The sequence below is a fragment of the Croceicoccus ponticola genome, assembly GCF_004004515.1.
Taxonomy (GTDB): domain Bacteria; phylum Pseudomonadota; class Alphaproteobacteria; order Sphingomonadales; family Sphingomonadaceae; genus Croceicoccus; species Croceicoccus ponticola.
In genome coordinates this window covers 315,657-330,172 of sequence record NZ_RXOL01000003.1, presented here as the reverse complement: position 1 = coordinate 330,172, position 14,516 = coordinate 315,657, and the positions used below count along the sequence as shown (strand labels likewise).

Genomic DNA, 14,516 nt, shown 5'->3' with positions numbered 1-14,516 from the left:
GTCAAGCCCCCTACGTCAGTCGGGCGCCTCAGCCGATTTGGGCAGGCCCGATGTATCTCATCATCGTGTCGTGGAACTGGCGAATGCGGATTTCCTGATAGTTGCCGAGTTGCACCTCGCCGTTCTTCGAACAGTGGAGGCCTTCTTGAACATAGGGAAGGTTTCCCATGTCCTGTTCGAAAACGTCGCCCAGCACGCCAAGTTCGGGCGCTTCGGTCCATTTCTGGTCCAGCGTCAGGAATTTCAGCGGCGCGCCATGTGGCATCGGCTCGCCCTTTTTCACGCGGGCAAGGATGCGCACTTCCATCACGCAGGTGTCGGGCGTCTTGCCGGGAAACCAGCGGTAGACGATGTTCGGCATGAACCCCGCCCACGGCCCGAAATTCGGGAACACGTTATAGACCAGCCCGTCGAGCAGTTCGGCATCGGTGGCATCCGAATGGTCGTAACCGGTCTGCTCTGTGTAATGCTGGCGCATGCGTTCGCCCAATGCCTGCCGCGCGGTCTTGCCTTCGGGCACGGTGATCGCCATCGGATCGCCGCCCTGATCGTAATTGTCCGAACTGCGCCCGTTGAATTTCACGAACTCGTCGACGATCCACTGCTCACCCTTGCCTTCGGTGATGTGCGGGCTGGTCACGCCAAAGGGGGTGAAGTTGGCGTTCACGTTGTCGCCCCAGGTCCAGTACGCAGCATTGCAATCGCCGGTGAAGGGAAGCAGCTGCGGGTGCGTGACGACCGTGTGCCATGCTTCCATGAACGCTTCCATCGTCACCTTCCAGTTGGCCGCCACTTCCTTGGCAACGCGCATGACGGTGACGCATTCCTCGTGCCGCCAGCGTTTGAAGTGCTCGGGCAGCGGGGCGAGATATTCCTCGAGACTGGGACCTCCCTTTTCCTCGCGAAGGAAAACGTAGCCGGCCCAGCGGCCCACTTCCGCTTCGGGAAGGTCCATGTTCTTCTGCGCTAGGTGCGGGAAATCCCACTGGCATGGCGCGTGGTCGAAACTCCCGTCTTTCTTCCAGGTGAAGGCATGGAACGGGCAGGTGAACCGGTCCGCGCTGCCGTCTTCGGTGCGCAACTTGCGCCCGCGGTGGAGGCAGACATTGTGCATCGCGCGGATCGATCCGTCGTCCTGCCGCACCAGCAGGTATGAACGCCCTACGTTTTCATAAACGATGTAATCGCCCGGCTCCGGCAGGTCCTCTTCGCGCGCGGCGAATTGCCATACGCGGGGCCACATGTGCTCCCGCTCTAGCCTCGCGAAATCCTCGCTCGTGTAACGGTTCGCCGGGATCGGTTCGGAGCCGCGATAGGTGTAGCTTTCCTCGGTCAACACGGCGGGCGGCGTGCGCGAATCGCGGGCCATCAACGCGGCCCAACTGATCCCTTCGCTGCGGTCTTCGCCCAGTTCGGCTTCGCCCCCCGCTACATCGCCCAAAGTGCTCATCGCGTGTTCCTCAATATTTGACGTTGCGGGTAAATCCGCCGTCGACCGTCAGGTTCACGCCGGTGATCCACGATGCGCGAGCGGACGCAAGGAACAGCACCGCGTCGGCGATCTCCTGCGGCTTGCCGAAGCGGCCTGACGGGTGCTTCAGCCGATTGGCATCGAAATAGTCCGGCATTTCCTTTTCGAGGAAACCCCAGCTGCCGTCCTCGATGTAGACCGGGCCGGGGCCGACGCAATTGCAGCGGATGCCGTCTTTCATGTAATCTATGGCCAGTTGATGCGTGTAATTGATCAGCGCTGCCTTCATCGCGCCATAACTGAGGCCGCTCTCGCCAAACGAATGGTTTTCGATCGCGGTGATCGTCGACATCTGGACAAAGGCTGCCGCGTCCGATGCCTTCAGGTAGGGCAGGGCCGTATCGAACATCGCCACGGCCGACAAAAGGTCGACGTTGTAGTTAATGTCCCAACCCTTCTTGCTGCGCGGAATGCCGCCCAGCGCGCTGGCGTTGGACACGACAATATCGATACCGCCCATGTCCGAAGCGGCCTTGGCCACCCAGTCGGTGACCTGATCGAAATAGCCGCAGTCGACGACCGTTCCGTAAACTTCGCCCCGATCGGACAGTGCCTCCAACGCGTCTTCGACTCCGTCGCCGTGAAGCGGATTGGCGAACACGCTGTCGTCGCTGGGGTTGTCCTGAACCGATCGCGCGCGGCGACCGCAGAAGGACACGATCGCCCCTTCGTCGAGGAACTGTTCCACGATCCTGCGCCCAATACCGCGTGTCGCCGCGCTGACGACGACCTTCTTGCCCTTCAGCTCAAGGTCCATGTCACTCTCCCAATAGTGTTTTTCGCCGGTTCAGACCGGCTTGATCATGTCGTTTTCGTGGATTTCGAGCAGTTCGAAGACGTTGCCGAAAAAGTCGCGGCCGTAAGTGGCGGCAAAGCCGAGCTTGTGCCCGTTTTCGTCCACGGTGATCGTGGTCATGTCGGGCGCCGTATGGAACGTCAGCCCGGCGGCGATCATCTTGTCGTAGGTCGCCTGAATGTCGTCGACCTGAAAACCGACGTGGGTATAACCGTAATGGTTTACCGGACGGGCAGGGTCCATGTCCGGCGCGCGGGGGGAGGTATATTCAAATATTTCCACCTGCACGTTCTTCAGCCGCGCAATGAAGGTCCGCGCCGCCGATCCGTCCAGCCCGACGATGGCATCGATCCACGGATTGCCCGGTTCCCATTCCGTACCGCTGATCTCTTCCGCGCCCAGCAGGTCGATATAGAATTTTCGCGCGATCGCGATGTCCGGCACCGACAGTGCGAAGTGGTGGACGCCCTGAACGTGCTGTTTCATCCGGCCTGCTCTCCGATATATTGATCCAGCGTATGATGGAAATGGCGGATTCGCGATTCCTGATAGACTGATAGCGTCTGCGCGCCTTTGCCGCTGGCGTACATGCCTTCGCGTTGCAGCCGCATGATGTCGGTGTCCTGATCGAGCACGCTGGCCAGAAAGGGGTCCATGCTGGCCACGCTCGTAAAGCTTTGCTCTTCGGTGATGACTTCCACTTCGGCGACTTCGAAGTTGCCGTCCCTTGGCTTGGGATGCAGCACGTACTGATCGAAAGTCGAACGGTCGCGGTCATGGCCGTCGGGGCGGAACTGCTGGATCAGGCACAGACCGGGCGCGGGATAGATCATCACGTTGGGGAACAGGTGATATTTCAGCGAATCGATCATTTCAGGTACCGAATGCTGCGAATAGTCGAGGTCGTATTGCTGCAGCATCTGTTCGCGCAATTGTTCTGCCATCACCCAGCGAGCGGTCTTCCCTTCGGGCACGCGTGGGCGTTCTCCGACCATCTTGCCGTCAGCGACGAGCATCATGTCGAGCAGGTCCTGTTCGCTCAATTGCGCCGTCGACGTCGGGCTGGATGACGCCATGGCGCAAAGATCGCGGCTGACATGTTTGGAAAAAACGTCGTGTTGCATGTTGTGGTCGCCCACCACGTTGGTCATTTCCGGGTGAACATAGGGCGTGTGATAGGCTTCCATGAAAGCTTCCATCGACAGCTTCCAGTTGCCGGGCAGATGCTTTCGCACATGGGTCGCGACGTACCAGCCGGTGAGGTCCCAGTTGCGGAAATGCTCGGGCAGAACCTCAAGATAGTCGACCAGTGGCTTGGCAGCAGGATCGAAATTCACGAAGACCATGCCGTTCCACGTGTCGACTTGTACCTCGACCAGATTGGCGGTGGCCTTGTCGACCTGCGGGAATTCGAAATCGCAGGGCATGCCCTTGAACGATCCGTCGAGTTTCCATTGCCAGTTGTGGAAGGGGCAGGTGATGTCGGCCGACCATCCACACGCACCGGACGGCTTCAGCTTCGTCCCGCGATGGAGGCAGGAGTTGTAGAACGCCTTAAGCCCGTCTTCGCCGCGCATGATCAACACGGACTGGCGACCGATGTCGTAGACGAAGAAATCGCCGGTTTCCGCGACATGTTCCTCGCGACAGGCGAATTGCCAGACACGTTTCCACACCCGCTCCATCTCGGCATCGAAGAACGCTTGATCGGTGTAGCGCGCGAACCCGATATCGCTCAGATCCTGATCCGGATTGGACTGGATCGCCAGGACGTCGGGCAGATCGCCGTCGCGCCGCGCGACATCGGCCCACGTGTTGCCGGGATAACGATCCCGCATGACTTTCTGAATCTCGTTCATCAGCCCTCTCCTCGGCCTTTCCCAGTGCCGGGACTCGACCTATAAATGAATATGAATTCATGTTCACTTATGCCGAGAATGAGGCATCGCGGCCGATGGGTCAATTCATCATAAAGGACAGGGCACTTATTTACGGGCCCGCGCGCTCAATCGTCGATGCCAAGGTAGCGGAGCGCCATCCGCACAGCTTCGTTGGCGAAGTCCGTATCGGTGACCTTCAGGCCCTTGCCCATTTCCCCGCCCGTCGGCAGGACCGACCAGACGACCGCGCCGCGAATGATCGAATGGGTGTAGAGCACTTGCCGCCGCAGTTCGGCGGGATCGCGATCCGGCATCCTTTGGATGAGACGGTCGGCGATCAGGCTCGCAACGGTCTCGTTGGCGGTGCTTTGGTCCTGATGGACGCTCGCATCTTCAAGCCGTCGCCGTTCGATCAGGCGCAGCAGGCCCGCATCGACGGTAAAGGCGCTGAACACGATGTCGAGGTGCAGCTGGATCAGCTCCCGCGGGCTTGCCGCCATCGCCTGCGCCGACGTGCACAGTTCGGTGATCTCGCGCATCCGACAGTCGCGATAACCTGCGACGATCGCGTCGAGCAACGCCTCCTTATCCGCGAAATGCTTGTAAACGGTGCCGACCGGCACTTGCGCGTGCTCTGCCACGTCGGACACGCGGGTGGTGTCGAAACCGCGTTCGGAAAACAGCGCGACAGCCGACGTTATGATGCGGCTGAGCGCATCTTTGCTGCGCTGTTGCTGCGGCCGTGCAAAGGTGGCGCTGTTTGCCATCCAGCGGATCGGGTCCTGCTCGAAAGCGATGGAGCCGAGCGGGGCTGCGGGATCACGGTGCAAGGTCACGCACCGGCTCTAGCGTCGCGGTGCGGAGTTGACCAGCACGCGGCCCGGATGCGAACTGGCAAAATGACGAAGTGCCATGGCCCTGCACAAAATGGATAAGGCAGGGGGGAGAGACATATGCAAACGACAACATTAGGCGACTTCAAGACGATCGCCGAAGGTTACGAATTCGTCGAAGCGCCGCGCGTCTCGCCGTGCGGCGATCTGTGGTTCGGCGATCTCACCGGCAGGGGCGTTTATCGCAAGCGGTCCGGACATCCGGACGAAGCGATGCTGCCGGGGCGCCAGTGGGTGGGCGGAATCCTGTTCGACGAATCGGGTCTGGTCCTGTGCAGCGGGCGCGACGGGATCGTGACGATCGACCCGGTCACCGGCCATACGCACGATGTGTTAACCCACATCGATGGGGTTCCGGTCATCGCGGTAAACGACATGGAAGGCGACGGACGTGGCGGATTCTATGCCGGTACTATCGATTTCGTGTCCATTTTCGAAAAGGGAACGGAACCGTCACCGGGCAAGTTCTTCCACGTTTCGGCAGGGGGAACGATCACGGTACTGCGCTCCGATGTCTTTGCATCCAACGGCATCGCGACCAGCGCCTGCGGGCGATGGCTTTATCATTCCGAAACCTCGCGTGGGATCTGGCGCTATCCGCTCGACGGCGACGGTATGCCAGGACCGGGCGAGCTGTTCATGGAAATCGAGGACAGCGACGGACTGGTTGCCGACAGCGCGGGTAACCTTTGGGTGGCATGCTGGAGCACGGCGCGCGTCATTCAGTTTTCCGAACAGGGAGAAATGCTGCAATCGGTATCGCTGCCGTTTCCGCATGTCGTCAGCCTCGATTTCGCAGCGTCAGATCCGGGGGGGCTTTATGTCAGCACCGGCGGCAATGCCGAACATCCGGGCAAGGGCGCGGTGATTCGCATGGAGGTCGAGATCCCCGGACTTGCCGGTCCGCGCACGAAGCTTGGCGAATGGGCGACGAAGCCATGATCGCTGACGAAACCATGATCGCCGCCGAAACCCTGTCCGACGGCGTTACCGTGCTGACGCTTAACCGGCCGCAATCGGCCAATGCCCTGACCCTGCCGATGGTTGCAAAATTTCGCGAGACCATCGCGCGACTGAACGCCGATGTGGGCGTGCGCGTCGTCGTGCTGGCCGCGCAGGGCAAGGCGTTTTGCGCCGGGCTGGACCTCAAGGAAGTGTTGATGGGCGAAGACGCGCCCGAAGGCCCGATCGAGAACATGGAGCTTCAGGAACGCTTTTCCGGCCTGATGCGCGAAGTGGCCGAAGCGCGCTTTCCGGTCGTGGCCGCAATTGAAGGGGCTGCGGTTGGGGCCGGCATGGGGCTGGCGGTTGGGGCCGACATCCGGGTCGCCGGGCCGGGGGCCCGCTTCCTGAACGGCGCGGTGCGGATCGGGCTAAGCGCGGGGGAATGCGGCATCAGCTATCACTTGCCGCGCCTGATCGGTTCGGGGCGCGCCGCCGAAGTGATGCTGACGGGGCGTCCCGTCGACGCAGCCGAAGCCCATGCCATCGGCCTTGTCACGACTCTGACCGAAGCGGGCGGAGCGCTGGACGCAGCCATCGCCGTGGCGCGTCAAATCGCCGAAAACAGTCCCTATGCGATCAAGCATACCAAACAGGTCATGCGCGCGAACATCGACGCGCCCAGCCTTGGCGCGGCCATCGAACTGGAAAACCATGTCCAGTGCCTTGCGCTGGGAACGGACGATTTCCGCGAGGCATGCGCGGCCTTTGCCGAAAAGCGCAAACCCCGGTTTGTAGGCCGCTGACCGCCCGACCTGCTTCCTTGACTATGTATGGTCCATCGTCGAACGAGCGGCCGACTTTGTGAAAACGGGAAGATTTCGGTCGATGAACACGCGTGCAATAGGCGGAAGCAGGGTCAACCCGGTCGGTCTCGGCACCATGAACGTGGCATGGGCTTATGGAAATCCGCCAACGCGGCAGGACGCGGTCGCCCTTTTCCGCCATGCGCTGGACAACGGTTGCGACCATTTCGACACGGCCAACATGTATGGCCTTGGCGTAAGCGAAGAAATCCTGGGCGAAGCGATTGCGGATCGGCGCAACGAATTTTTCCTCGCCACAAAGACCGGCATCGTCGTCGAAGGGCCTGACCGGGGCATCGATTGCCGCCCGACATCCATCGCAGCATCGATCGATGCCAGCCTGCGACGGCTCAAAACCGACCACGTCGACCTGTTCTATATGCACCGGTTCGATCCCAAGGTGCCGATCGCGGATTCGGTCGGGGCGATGGCCCGGTTGATCGAAGCTGGCAAGATCGGCGGCTATGGCGCGTCCGAATGGTCCGCCGCCCACATCCGCGAAGCGCATGAGGTGCACCCGATGATCGCGGTGCAGCACGAATATTCGCTATGGACGCGCAATGTCGAACTTGGCGTGCTGGACACGACGCGTGAGCTTGGCATCGCGATGGTGGCGTTTTCGCCGGTCGCGCGCGGTGCGCTGGCCGGTGGGGTCGACACGGCGGCCCTGACCGAACGGGATCTGCGCCGCACCCATCCCCGCTTCCTGCCCGGCAACTGGGAACATAACCGCGCGCTGGTGGCCAGCTTCAACGCGCTTGCGGCAGAGGCGGGGATTGCCCCTGCGCAACTGTCGATGGCCTGGATATTGGCGCAAGGGGACCATGTGCACGCGATTCCCGGCACGCGTTCGACCGCGCATTTCGACGAGAACAACGCCACCGCCGCCTTGATTGTTGCGGACGACGTGCTTGATCGTGCGGGCGCGCTGATCAATCAGCAGACGGTGCGCGGGCACCGCTATCCCGACGCGGCGCGCGCCACGGTCGATACCGAAGACTTCGTTTGACGCAGGGCTTCAGCCCGGCGGCATGTCGGCAAGGATGTCGCGGGTAATCTGATCGATTCGGGTGACGCCGGTTAACGACATGGCGACCCGCATCTCCGCCTCTATCAACCGCAGCACATGTTCAATCCCGGCTTGCCCACGCGCGCCCAGCGCATAGGCCCACGCCCGCCCGATCAGAACGCCCTTTGCACCTAGCGCCAGCATCCGCACGACATCGAGACCGGATCGCACGCCGCCGTCGGCCAGCACGGTCAGCCGGTCCCCAACGGCATCGGCGATGGCGGGAAGCGCGCGTGTCGTGGACAGCACGCCGTCCAACTGGCGTCCGCCGTGGTTCGATACGACGATTCCGTCTGCACCCAGTTCCGCCGCCTCGCGCGCGTCATCGGGGTCGAGGACGCCCTTTATGATAAGCGGGCCGGTCCATTCGCTGCGGATGAAATCGAGATCGCGCCAGGTGATCGCGGGGTCGAAATTTTGCCGCATCCATGCAAAGAAATCCTCGATCCCCGTACTGCCCCGCAAAACCGGGGCAACGTTGCCAAGGCCATGCGGGCGGCCCATGACGCCAACGTCCCAAGCCCAGTCGGGCCGCATGGCCCCCTGCAACGCGCGGCGCATCGCCCCTGCCATGCCGGGCGATCCGGCAAGGCCGGTGCGGTAATCGCGATAACGACTGCCCGGCACCGGCATGTCGACGGTAAAGACCATCGTCCCGCACCCTGCCAAGCGCGCGCGTGCCATCAGGTCGCGCATGAAACCGCGGTCTCGGATCATGTAAAGCTGAAACCAGAACGGGCGATCGGCCGCAGCGGCGACTTCCTCGATGTCGCAAACGGATACAGTCGAAAGCGTAAATGGCACACCCATGTTTTGCGCCGCGCGCACCGCCTGGCATTCGCCGCGCCGCGCGTTCATGCCCGCCAAACCGATCGGCGCCAGCGCAATCGGCAGCGCCAGTTTCTGGCCGAACAGTTCGGTCGAAAGGTCGAGGTGCGATACGTCGCGCAACACCCGCTGGCGCAATGCGACGGCGGAAAGATCGGCCACGTTCCGGCCCAGCGTCACTTCGGCATAAGAGCCTCCGTCGATATATTCGAACAGGAAACGGGGAAGGCGTCGACGCGCCAGTTCGCGATAATCGAGAGCGGAAGCAGCCTGCATCGCATTGCCTTACGTCATCGCATGCGATGGAACCATACTGCGCGGGGTAGCCTATCCGGAAACTATGCTTTGCGCGGCAGGAAACCCGAAGCGAGGATGTCGATCATCCGCCGGACCAGTTCCGACGCATCGCGACCCAGTGCCGGGTCGAACCAGCGCGCTGGCCAATTGAGCGCCCCGGCGAGCGTGAGCGCAAAGAGATTTGCGTCTTCGCACACGATCGAGCCGTCGCGCTGTCCGTCTTCGATCATAGCGCGGATCATGTCGTGGATGCGGCGTTTGTCGGCTCGGAACAGGGCCGCATTTTGCGCGCTCATGTCGCCTTCGCTCGTCAGGATCACGCAACGGCCGAAGTCCCGAAGGTTGAATTCAGCATAGTGGGCGAGGAAATTCTTGAGCCGGTCGGCGCTGTTGCCCGGTGCCTGCCGTGCCGCTTCCGCCGCCTCCAGCAATTCCGTCAGCCCGATTTTCAGGCAGCCCAGCAGCACCTGTTCCTTGTTGCCCAGATAGTGGTAAATCGTCGGCTTGGAAATGCTGAGCGAGGCTGCGACATCATCCAGTGAGGTTGCGTGGAATCCGCGTTCGTTGAACATGCGTGCGGCTGCGGTCAGCACGGCGAGCCGCTTGCTTTCGCGGTCGGCTTCGCGTTGCTCCGCCGTCCGGAAGGGTGAAGGATTCTCGTTCAAGGGGTCACTCTGTGCATCGCGGCGAACCTTGCTTTAAAACTTGAAAGAATGCAATATACCGGTGAGTAAGGTTTCTGCCGTTGGACGGCGACCTGACGAGACAAGCGCCATAAGGAACACCCAATCATGACTGACCCTGTTGTTATCGCCAGTTATGCACGCACTCCGATGGGCGGAATGCAGGGCGTTTTCAGCGACGTATCGTCGCCAATGCTGGGCGCCGCGGCTGTGCGTGCGGCAGTGGAACGGGCCGGGATCAGCGGGGCGGCGGTCGATCAGATCATCATGGGCTGCGTCCTGCCCGCGGGTCTCGGACAGGCTCCGGCGCGTCAGGCCGCCATTCATGCCGGGCTTGGCGAACATCTCACGGCGACGACCATTAACAAGATGTGCGGATCGGGGATGCAGGCCGCGATGATGGCGCACGACGCGTTGTTGGGCGGCAGCGCAGACGTGATCGTGGCAGGCGGGATGGAAAGCATGACCAATGCGCCGTACCTGCTGCAAAAGCATCGCGGCGGTGCGCGGATCGGGCACGACGTAGTCAAGGATTCGATGTTTCTTGACGGGCTCGAAGATGCCTATGACGCAGGCAAGCTGATGGGCGCCTTTGCCGAAGAAGCGGCACAGGAATATCAGTTCACGCGCGGAGCGCAGGACGAATATGCGATCAGGTCGCTGACGCAGGCACGTGCGGCACAGGAAAGTGGCGCATTCGAACGAGAAATCACGCCGGTCACGGTCAATGGGCGCAAGGGCGAAACCGTCGTCTCTTCGGATGAGCAGCCGGGCAAAGCCAATGTCGAGAAAATCCCGTCGCTGCGCCCCGCTTTTGCCAAGGATGGAACGGTGACGGCTGCGAACAGTTCGTCGATTTCGGACGGGGCCGCCGCGCTTGTCATGTGCCGCGCCTCCACCGCCGAACGGCTGGGCATGAACCCGGTGGCCCGCGTCGTCGGCCATGCGTCTCATGCGCACGAACCGGCCCGCTTCACCACTGCGCCGGTCTTTGCCACGCGCAAGCTGATGGAACGGATCGGCTGGTCGATGAACGATGTCGACTTGTTCGAAGTGAACGAGGCATTCGCCGTTGTCGCGCTGATCGCCGAACGCGATCTCGGCATCGAACGCGACCGGCTCAACGTGAACGGCGGCGCTTGCGCATTGGGCCACCCCATCGGGGCTTCGGGCGCGCGGATCATGACGACGCTGCTGGGTGCGCTGGAAACCCGTGACCTTAAGCGCGGCGTCGCTTCGATTTGCATCGGCGGCGGCGAGGCGACGGCCATTGCGGTAGAACGGATGTAACGGCGGACCTGACCGGGCACGCGCAATGCGCAAGGCTCGGTCAGGAAAACCGTTCGGGGCGACTTAGTCGGGGCAGTGCGCTCCGTTCGCGACCCAGGCGGCGGTCAGCGCGCCGAACTGTTCCTGCGTTCCGGGCGCTGGCGAGCGACCCTTCCCCGGGTTCCAGCCCCAGCCGACCAGATGGTCGTGGGCATTATGCTCGACCAGCTGGGCCAGAGTCTTGCCGCCATTGCGCTTGGGGTCCTTCAACTGGCGGCAGATTTCGCCGCGAGTCTTGCCGACCCATGCCATTTCGACCGGGGCCAGTGCCCATGCCGGATCGCCCGGAATGCTGCCCTCGCCATTGGCGAAGGTGAAGTTGCTTTCGCCGTGGCAGGTATTGCAGGTCATGCCCGGCACGCTCATGCCGCCCATGCCCCGCGAAACCGGCGGGCTGTGCGGGTGCATGTCGTCACCCTGCGTCGGTGAATCCGTGCGCGGGTGGCAGTTCAGGCAGCGGGGCGATTCGATCACCTTGGCCATTTCGCCGAACAGCGCGACCGAACGGGCCTGCGGATCGGCAATGGCGGCAAACGCCTCCGGTCCCTTTAGCGATGTTGCCGGTGCCGCGATCGTCTGCCCCGCGACGGCCGCGCCGATCAGCGTTCCGGCGCCGATCAGCAGCACAAGGCGCGAACGCGAAATCATGCCTTCTCTCCCATCCGGCTCGCGGCCAGCTTGATGGCCTTGCGGATGCGCTGATACGTGGCGCAACGACAGATGTTGCCCGCCATCGCGCCGTCGATATCCTCGTCGCTGGGATTGTCGATCCATTCGAGCAGCGCCGTCGCCGACATCAGCTGACCCGATTGGCAGAAACCGCACTGCGGCACGTCCAGTTCGACCCAAGCGTCCTGCAAAGCCTTGGCCGCAGGTGATGCCGCACCCTCGATCGTGGTGATTTCGCGGCCCGCGACCATGCTGACGGGCGTGACGCACGACCGGCGCGCCTGTCCGTCGAGATGTACGGTGCACGCGCCGCACTGGGCGATGCCACAACCGTATTTCGTGCCGGTCAGTCCCGCCGAATCGCGGATGACCCACAACAGCGGGGTATCGGCGGGGCCGTCATAGGCGATGGTCTTGCCGTTCAGTTCGAATTCGACGCTCATGCGCTTTTCTCCGCAATGCCGCGCGCAAAGGGTAGCCGTTCAACCGCCTGCCCGGTCAGCGCGAACCAGGCGTTGCCGACCGCGGGGGCCAGCGGCGGTACCGGCGGTTCGCCGATCCCGGTGGGATCCTTGTCACTGGGGATGATCGAAACCTCGATCTCGGGCATTTCCGACATCCGCAGCGAAGGGTATGTATCGAAATTGCGCTGTTCGATGATACCGCCATCGCCCAAAGTGATTTCCGAATGCAGCGCATGGCCCAGCGCATAGCCGATGCCGCCTTCGACCTGCGCACGGATCACGTCGGGATTGACCGCGAGGCCAAGATCGACCGCGGCCCAGACCTTGTGCACTTTCGGTAAACCGTCCTTGCCCTTCGACACTTCGGCCACTTCGGCGACGAAGGTGTTGAAGCTCTCGACAAAGGCGATGCCCAGCGCGCGCCCTTCGGGCATCTTGCGGCCCCAGTCGGCCATCTTTGCCGCTTCGGCGATGACGCCCTTGGCGCGTTCGTTTTCCTGAAGGTCGAGGCGGCCCTTTACCGGGTCGATCCCTTGCGCGGCAAACAGCCGGTCGAGCATCGTTTCCATGACGTACCCGGTATGGCTGTGCCCGACCGAGCGCCACCACAGCACCTTCATCGGGCTTTCCAGCACGCCGATGCCGAGCTTGTGATTGGCAAAGGCGTAGCCCTGTTCGCGCACGCCTTCGAAGATCAGCGCATCGACTTTCTGGCCGTCGAGCGTATCGACCATCATGAAGTTGCCGATCGACTGTCCGGTAAGACCATGGTCCCAGCCGACGACCTTGCCCTTGGCATCCATCGCGGCGCGAACCTTGTGGGCGTTCATCGGGCGATAGTACTGCCCCGTGATGTCATCCTCTCGTGTCCAGACGAACTTGATCGGTTCCGGCCCGCCCCATGCCTTGGCCACCCGGCCAGCCTCGCGGCCGAAAGCCTGATCGAACGTGGCGCGGCGACCGAAACTGCCGCCCGCATACTGCTGATGCAGCAGGACCTTGTCCTTGGCGATGCCGGCGGCTTCGGCGACGGCGGCCGATTCCATCGTCTGGAACTGCGAACCGAGCCATACGTCCATCCGGTCGCCCGTGATCTGCACGACCGCGTCCAGCGTCTCCATCGGCGCGTGAGCGAGATAAGGGAGGGTATAGGTGCCCTCGACGATGGCGATGCCCTTGGCAGGCTTTGGCAGTTCTCCGGTGTTCATAACCGGCAGGGGCGGCTTGGCGGCCATGGCTTGCGCTTTGGCTTCGAGTTCCTTGCTCGACCGGGTTTCGGCGTTCGACGTGTCCCAGTCGATCTTCAGCGCGCGACGGCCCTTGAGCGCGGCGGCCATGTCCTTGGCGAAAACGGCGACGCCGCTGTCGACGTTGGCGACTTTCAGCACGCCCGGCACGGCAAGCGCGGCGGCAGCTTCAAAATTGGCGACCTTGGCTGCGGGCATCGGCGCATGAGCGACAAGCGCGGTGACCATGCCGTCGCGCTTTACATCGACGGTGAACTGGGCGCGCCCGTCGGATTTCACTGCGCTGTCCAGCTTCGGCAGCGTCTTGCCGATCAGCTTGAACTGATCGGGCGTTTTCAAAGTCGGCTTTTCGGGCACGGGAAATGCGCTGGCCGCGCTGGCCATGTCACCGAACGTCGCGGAATGGCCGGGCGCGGTCAGCATGCTGTTCGCGACCGCGATCTTGCCGGCGGGAACGCCCCATGCCTTGGCGGCGGCGGCGACCAGCATTTCCTTTGCCGCGGCGCCCGCCACGCGCATCTGAGTGTGCGCGGTGGCGATGGTGCCGGATCCGCCGGTCGCCATCGTGCCCATCATCGGATTGGCGTACAACGCATCGTCGTTGGGCGCGAATTCGAGGCGGACTTTGCTCCAGTCCGCGTCCAACTCTTCCGCCGCCAGAGTGGCAAGCCCGGTGGCCGCGCCTTGGCCGAACTCGATCGCCTTGATCACAACCGTCACGCTGTTGTCGGGTGCGACCCGAATGAATGCATTGGGCGCAAAGGGCGCTGCCGCCTGTGCCGCGGCGCGAGCCTTCAACGGCATGGCCAGCGCGATGACGAGCGCGCCGCCACCTGCCAGCACGCCGCGCCGTGTTGCCACAGGACCGGATGTCATCTGAATTCGCCCTCGTATCGCGATGCCGTGATGGGCCCCGACATTTCGGGGCGGCATGGGAAGATGCAACCATAGCGTTTAAGGCAGACGACTGTCACTGTGCAAAAGATGGGGGCAACTGGCATCGCCAACCGTTGGCAGGCGCC

At 62.6% G+C, this 14,516-nt stretch carries 14 protein-coding genes; 4 read left to right on the top strand and 10 right to left on the bottom strand.

Features of this window, described 5'->3' with window-relative positions:
• Positions 1-28: 28 nt before the first annotated feature.
• From EKN06_RS09575 to EKN06_RS09555, 5 genes are all read right to left on the bottom strand, one after another.
• On the bottom strand, positions 29-1,450 hold the full coding sequence (locus EKN06_RS09575; RefSeq protein ID WP_127612657.1) for an aromatic ring-hydroxylating oxygenase subunit alpha: 1,422 nt from the start codon (positions 1,448-1,450) through the stop codon (positions 29-31).
• Between the two features lie 10 nt (positions 1,451-1,460).
• Entirely contained in the window at positions 1,461-2,288 is an 828-nt protein-coding gene (locus EKN06_RS09570) for an SDR family NAD(P)-dependent oxidoreductase (protein ID WP_127612656.1), read from the bottom strand.
• Positions 2,289-2,318: 30 nt separating this feature from the next.
• Entirely contained in the window at positions 2,319-2,813 is a 495-nt protein-coding gene (locus tag EKN06_RS09565) for a VOC family protein (RefSeq protein WP_127612655.1), read from the bottom strand.
• A complete protein-coding gene (locus EKN06_RS09560) occupies positions 2,810-4,186 on the bottom strand; it encodes an aromatic ring-hydroxylating oxygenase subunit alpha (protein WP_240654745.1) in 1,377 nt (458 codons plus the stop codon). The genes EKN06_RS09565 and EKN06_RS09560 overlap by 4 nt, the downstream gene beginning before the upstream one ends.
• A 146-nt stretch (positions 4,187-4,332) precedes the next feature.
• Positions 4,333-5,043, bottom strand: a complete 711-nt coding sequence (locus EKN06_RS09555) for a TetR/AcrR family transcriptional regulator (RefSeq protein WP_240654742.1) — start codon at positions 5,041-5,043, stop codon at positions 4,333-4,335.
• Positions 5,044-5,160: 117 nt separating this feature from the next.
• On the opposite strand from EKN06_RS09555, the gene EKN06_RS09550 reads away from it, so the two are divergent.
• The 3 genes from EKN06_RS09550 to EKN06_RS09540 all read left to right on the top strand — a co-directional run bounded on the left by EKN06_RS09550 (position 5,161) and on the right by EKN06_RS09540 (position 7,917).
• Entirely contained in the window at positions 5,161-6,042 is an 882-nt protein-coding gene (locus EKN06_RS09550) for an SMP-30/gluconolactonase/LRE family protein (RefSeq protein WP_127612654.1), read from the top strand.
• Positions 6,024-6,848: an enoyl-CoA hydratase/isomerase family protein gene (locus tag EKN06_RS09545; protein WP_240654739.1), complete on the top strand. Its 825-nt coding sequence runs from the start codon at positions 6,024-6,026 to the stop codon at positions 6,846-6,848. The genes EKN06_RS09550 and EKN06_RS09545 overlap by 19 nt, the downstream gene beginning before the upstream one ends.
• An 82-nt stretch (positions 6,849-6,930) precedes the next feature.
• Positions 6,931-7,917, top strand: a complete 987-nt coding sequence (locus EKN06_RS09540) for an aldo/keto reductase (RefSeq protein WP_127612653.1) — start codon at positions 6,931-6,933, stop codon at positions 7,915-7,917.
• A gap of 9 nt (positions 7,918-7,926) precedes the next feature.
• Here the strand turns inward: EKN06_RS09540 and lldD are convergent, their stop codons facing one another.
• Positions 7,927-9,081, bottom strand: coding sequence for an FMN-dependent L-lactate dehydrogenase LldD (gene lldD / locus EKN06_RS09535; RefSeq protein ID WP_127612652.1), 1,155 nt, complete (start codon positions 9,079-9,081; stop codon positions 7,927-7,929).
• 62 nt (positions 9,082-9,143) lie between these two features.
• On the bottom strand, positions 9,144-9,767 hold the full coding sequence (locus tag EKN06_RS09530; protein ID WP_240654725.1) for a TetR/AcrR family transcriptional regulator: 624 nt from the start codon (positions 9,765-9,767) through the stop codon (positions 9,144-9,146).
• 123 nt (positions 9,768-9,890) lie between these two features.
• Here EKN06_RS09530 and EKN06_RS09525 point away from each other — a divergent pair, with 123 nt between their 5' ends.
• Positions 9,891-11,075: an acetyl-CoA C-acyltransferase gene (locus EKN06_RS09525; protein WP_127612651.1), complete on the top strand. Its 1,185-nt coding sequence runs from the start codon at positions 9,891-9,893 to the stop codon at positions 11,073-11,075.
• 63 nt (positions 11,076-11,138) lie between these two features.
• Here the strand turns inward: EKN06_RS09525 and EKN06_RS09520 are convergent, their stop codons facing one another.
• The 3 genes from EKN06_RS09520 to EKN06_RS09510 are packed head-to-tail and all read right to left on the bottom strand — an operon-like array spanning position 11,139 to position 14,370.
• Complete coding sequence (locus EKN06_RS09520; protein WP_164844016.1) at positions 11,139-11,762, bottom strand: Isoquinoline 1-oxidoreductase subunit; 624 nt, start codon at positions 11,760-11,762, stop codon at positions 11,139-11,141.
• Positions 11,759-12,226, bottom strand: coding sequence for a (2Fe-2S)-binding protein (locus tag EKN06_RS09515; protein ID WP_127612650.1), 468 nt, complete (start codon positions 12,224-12,226; stop codon positions 11,759-11,761). Before EKN06_RS09515 ends, EKN06_RS09520 begins: the two co-directional genes overlap by 4 nt.
• Positions 12,223-14,370: a xanthine dehydrogenase family protein molybdopterin-binding subunit gene (locus tag EKN06_RS09510; RefSeq protein WP_127612649.1), complete on the bottom strand. Its 2,148-nt coding sequence runs from the start codon at positions 14,368-14,370 to the stop codon at positions 12,223-12,225. Before EKN06_RS09510 ends, EKN06_RS09515 begins: the two co-directional genes overlap by 4 nt.
• Positions 14,371-14,516: the final 146 nt, after the last annotated feature.

Coding starts and splice junctions, on each gene's coding strand:
- EKN06_RS09575 (WP_127612657.1), bottom strand. CDS start 1,450: ATGAGCACTTTGGGCGATGTAGCGGGGGGCGAAGCCGAACTGGGCGAA.
- EKN06_RS09570 (WP_127612656.1), bottom strand. CDS start 2,288: ATGGACCTTGAGCTGAAGGGCAAGAAGGTCGTCGTCAGCGCGGCGACA.
- EKN06_RS09565 (WP_127612655.1), bottom strand. CDS start 2,813: ATGAAACAGCACGTTCAGGGCGTCCACCACTTCGCACTGTCGGTGCCG.
- EKN06_RS09560 (WP_240654745.1), bottom strand. CDS start 4,186: ATGAACGAGATTCAGAAAGTCATGCGGGATCGTTATCCCGGCAACACG.
- EKN06_RS09550 (WP_127612654.1), top strand. CDS start 5,161: ATGCAAACGACAACATTAGGCGACTTCAAGACGATCGCCGAAGGTTAC.
- EKN06_RS09545 (WP_240654739.1), top strand. CDS start 6,024: ATGGGCGACGAAGCCATGATCGCTGACGAAACCATGATCGCCGCCGAA.
- EKN06_RS09540 (WP_127612653.1), top strand. CDS start 6,931: ATGAACACGCGTGCAATAGGCGGAAGCAGGGTCAACCCGGTCGGTCTC.
- lldD (WP_127612652.1), bottom strand. CDS start 9,081: ATGCAGGCTGCTTCCGCTCTCGATTATCGCGAACTGGCGCGTCGACGC.
- EKN06_RS09520 (WP_164844016.1), bottom strand. CDS start 11,762: ATGATTTCGCGTTCGCGCCTTGTGCTGCTGATCGGCGCCGGAACGCTG.
- EKN06_RS09515 (WP_127612650.1), bottom strand. CDS start 12,226: ATGAGCGTCGAATTCGAACTGAACGGCAAGACCATCGCCTATGACGGC.
- EKN06_RS09510 (WP_127612649.1), bottom strand. CDS start 14,370: ATGACATCCGGTCCTGTGGCAACACGGCGCGGCGTGCTGGCAGGTGGC.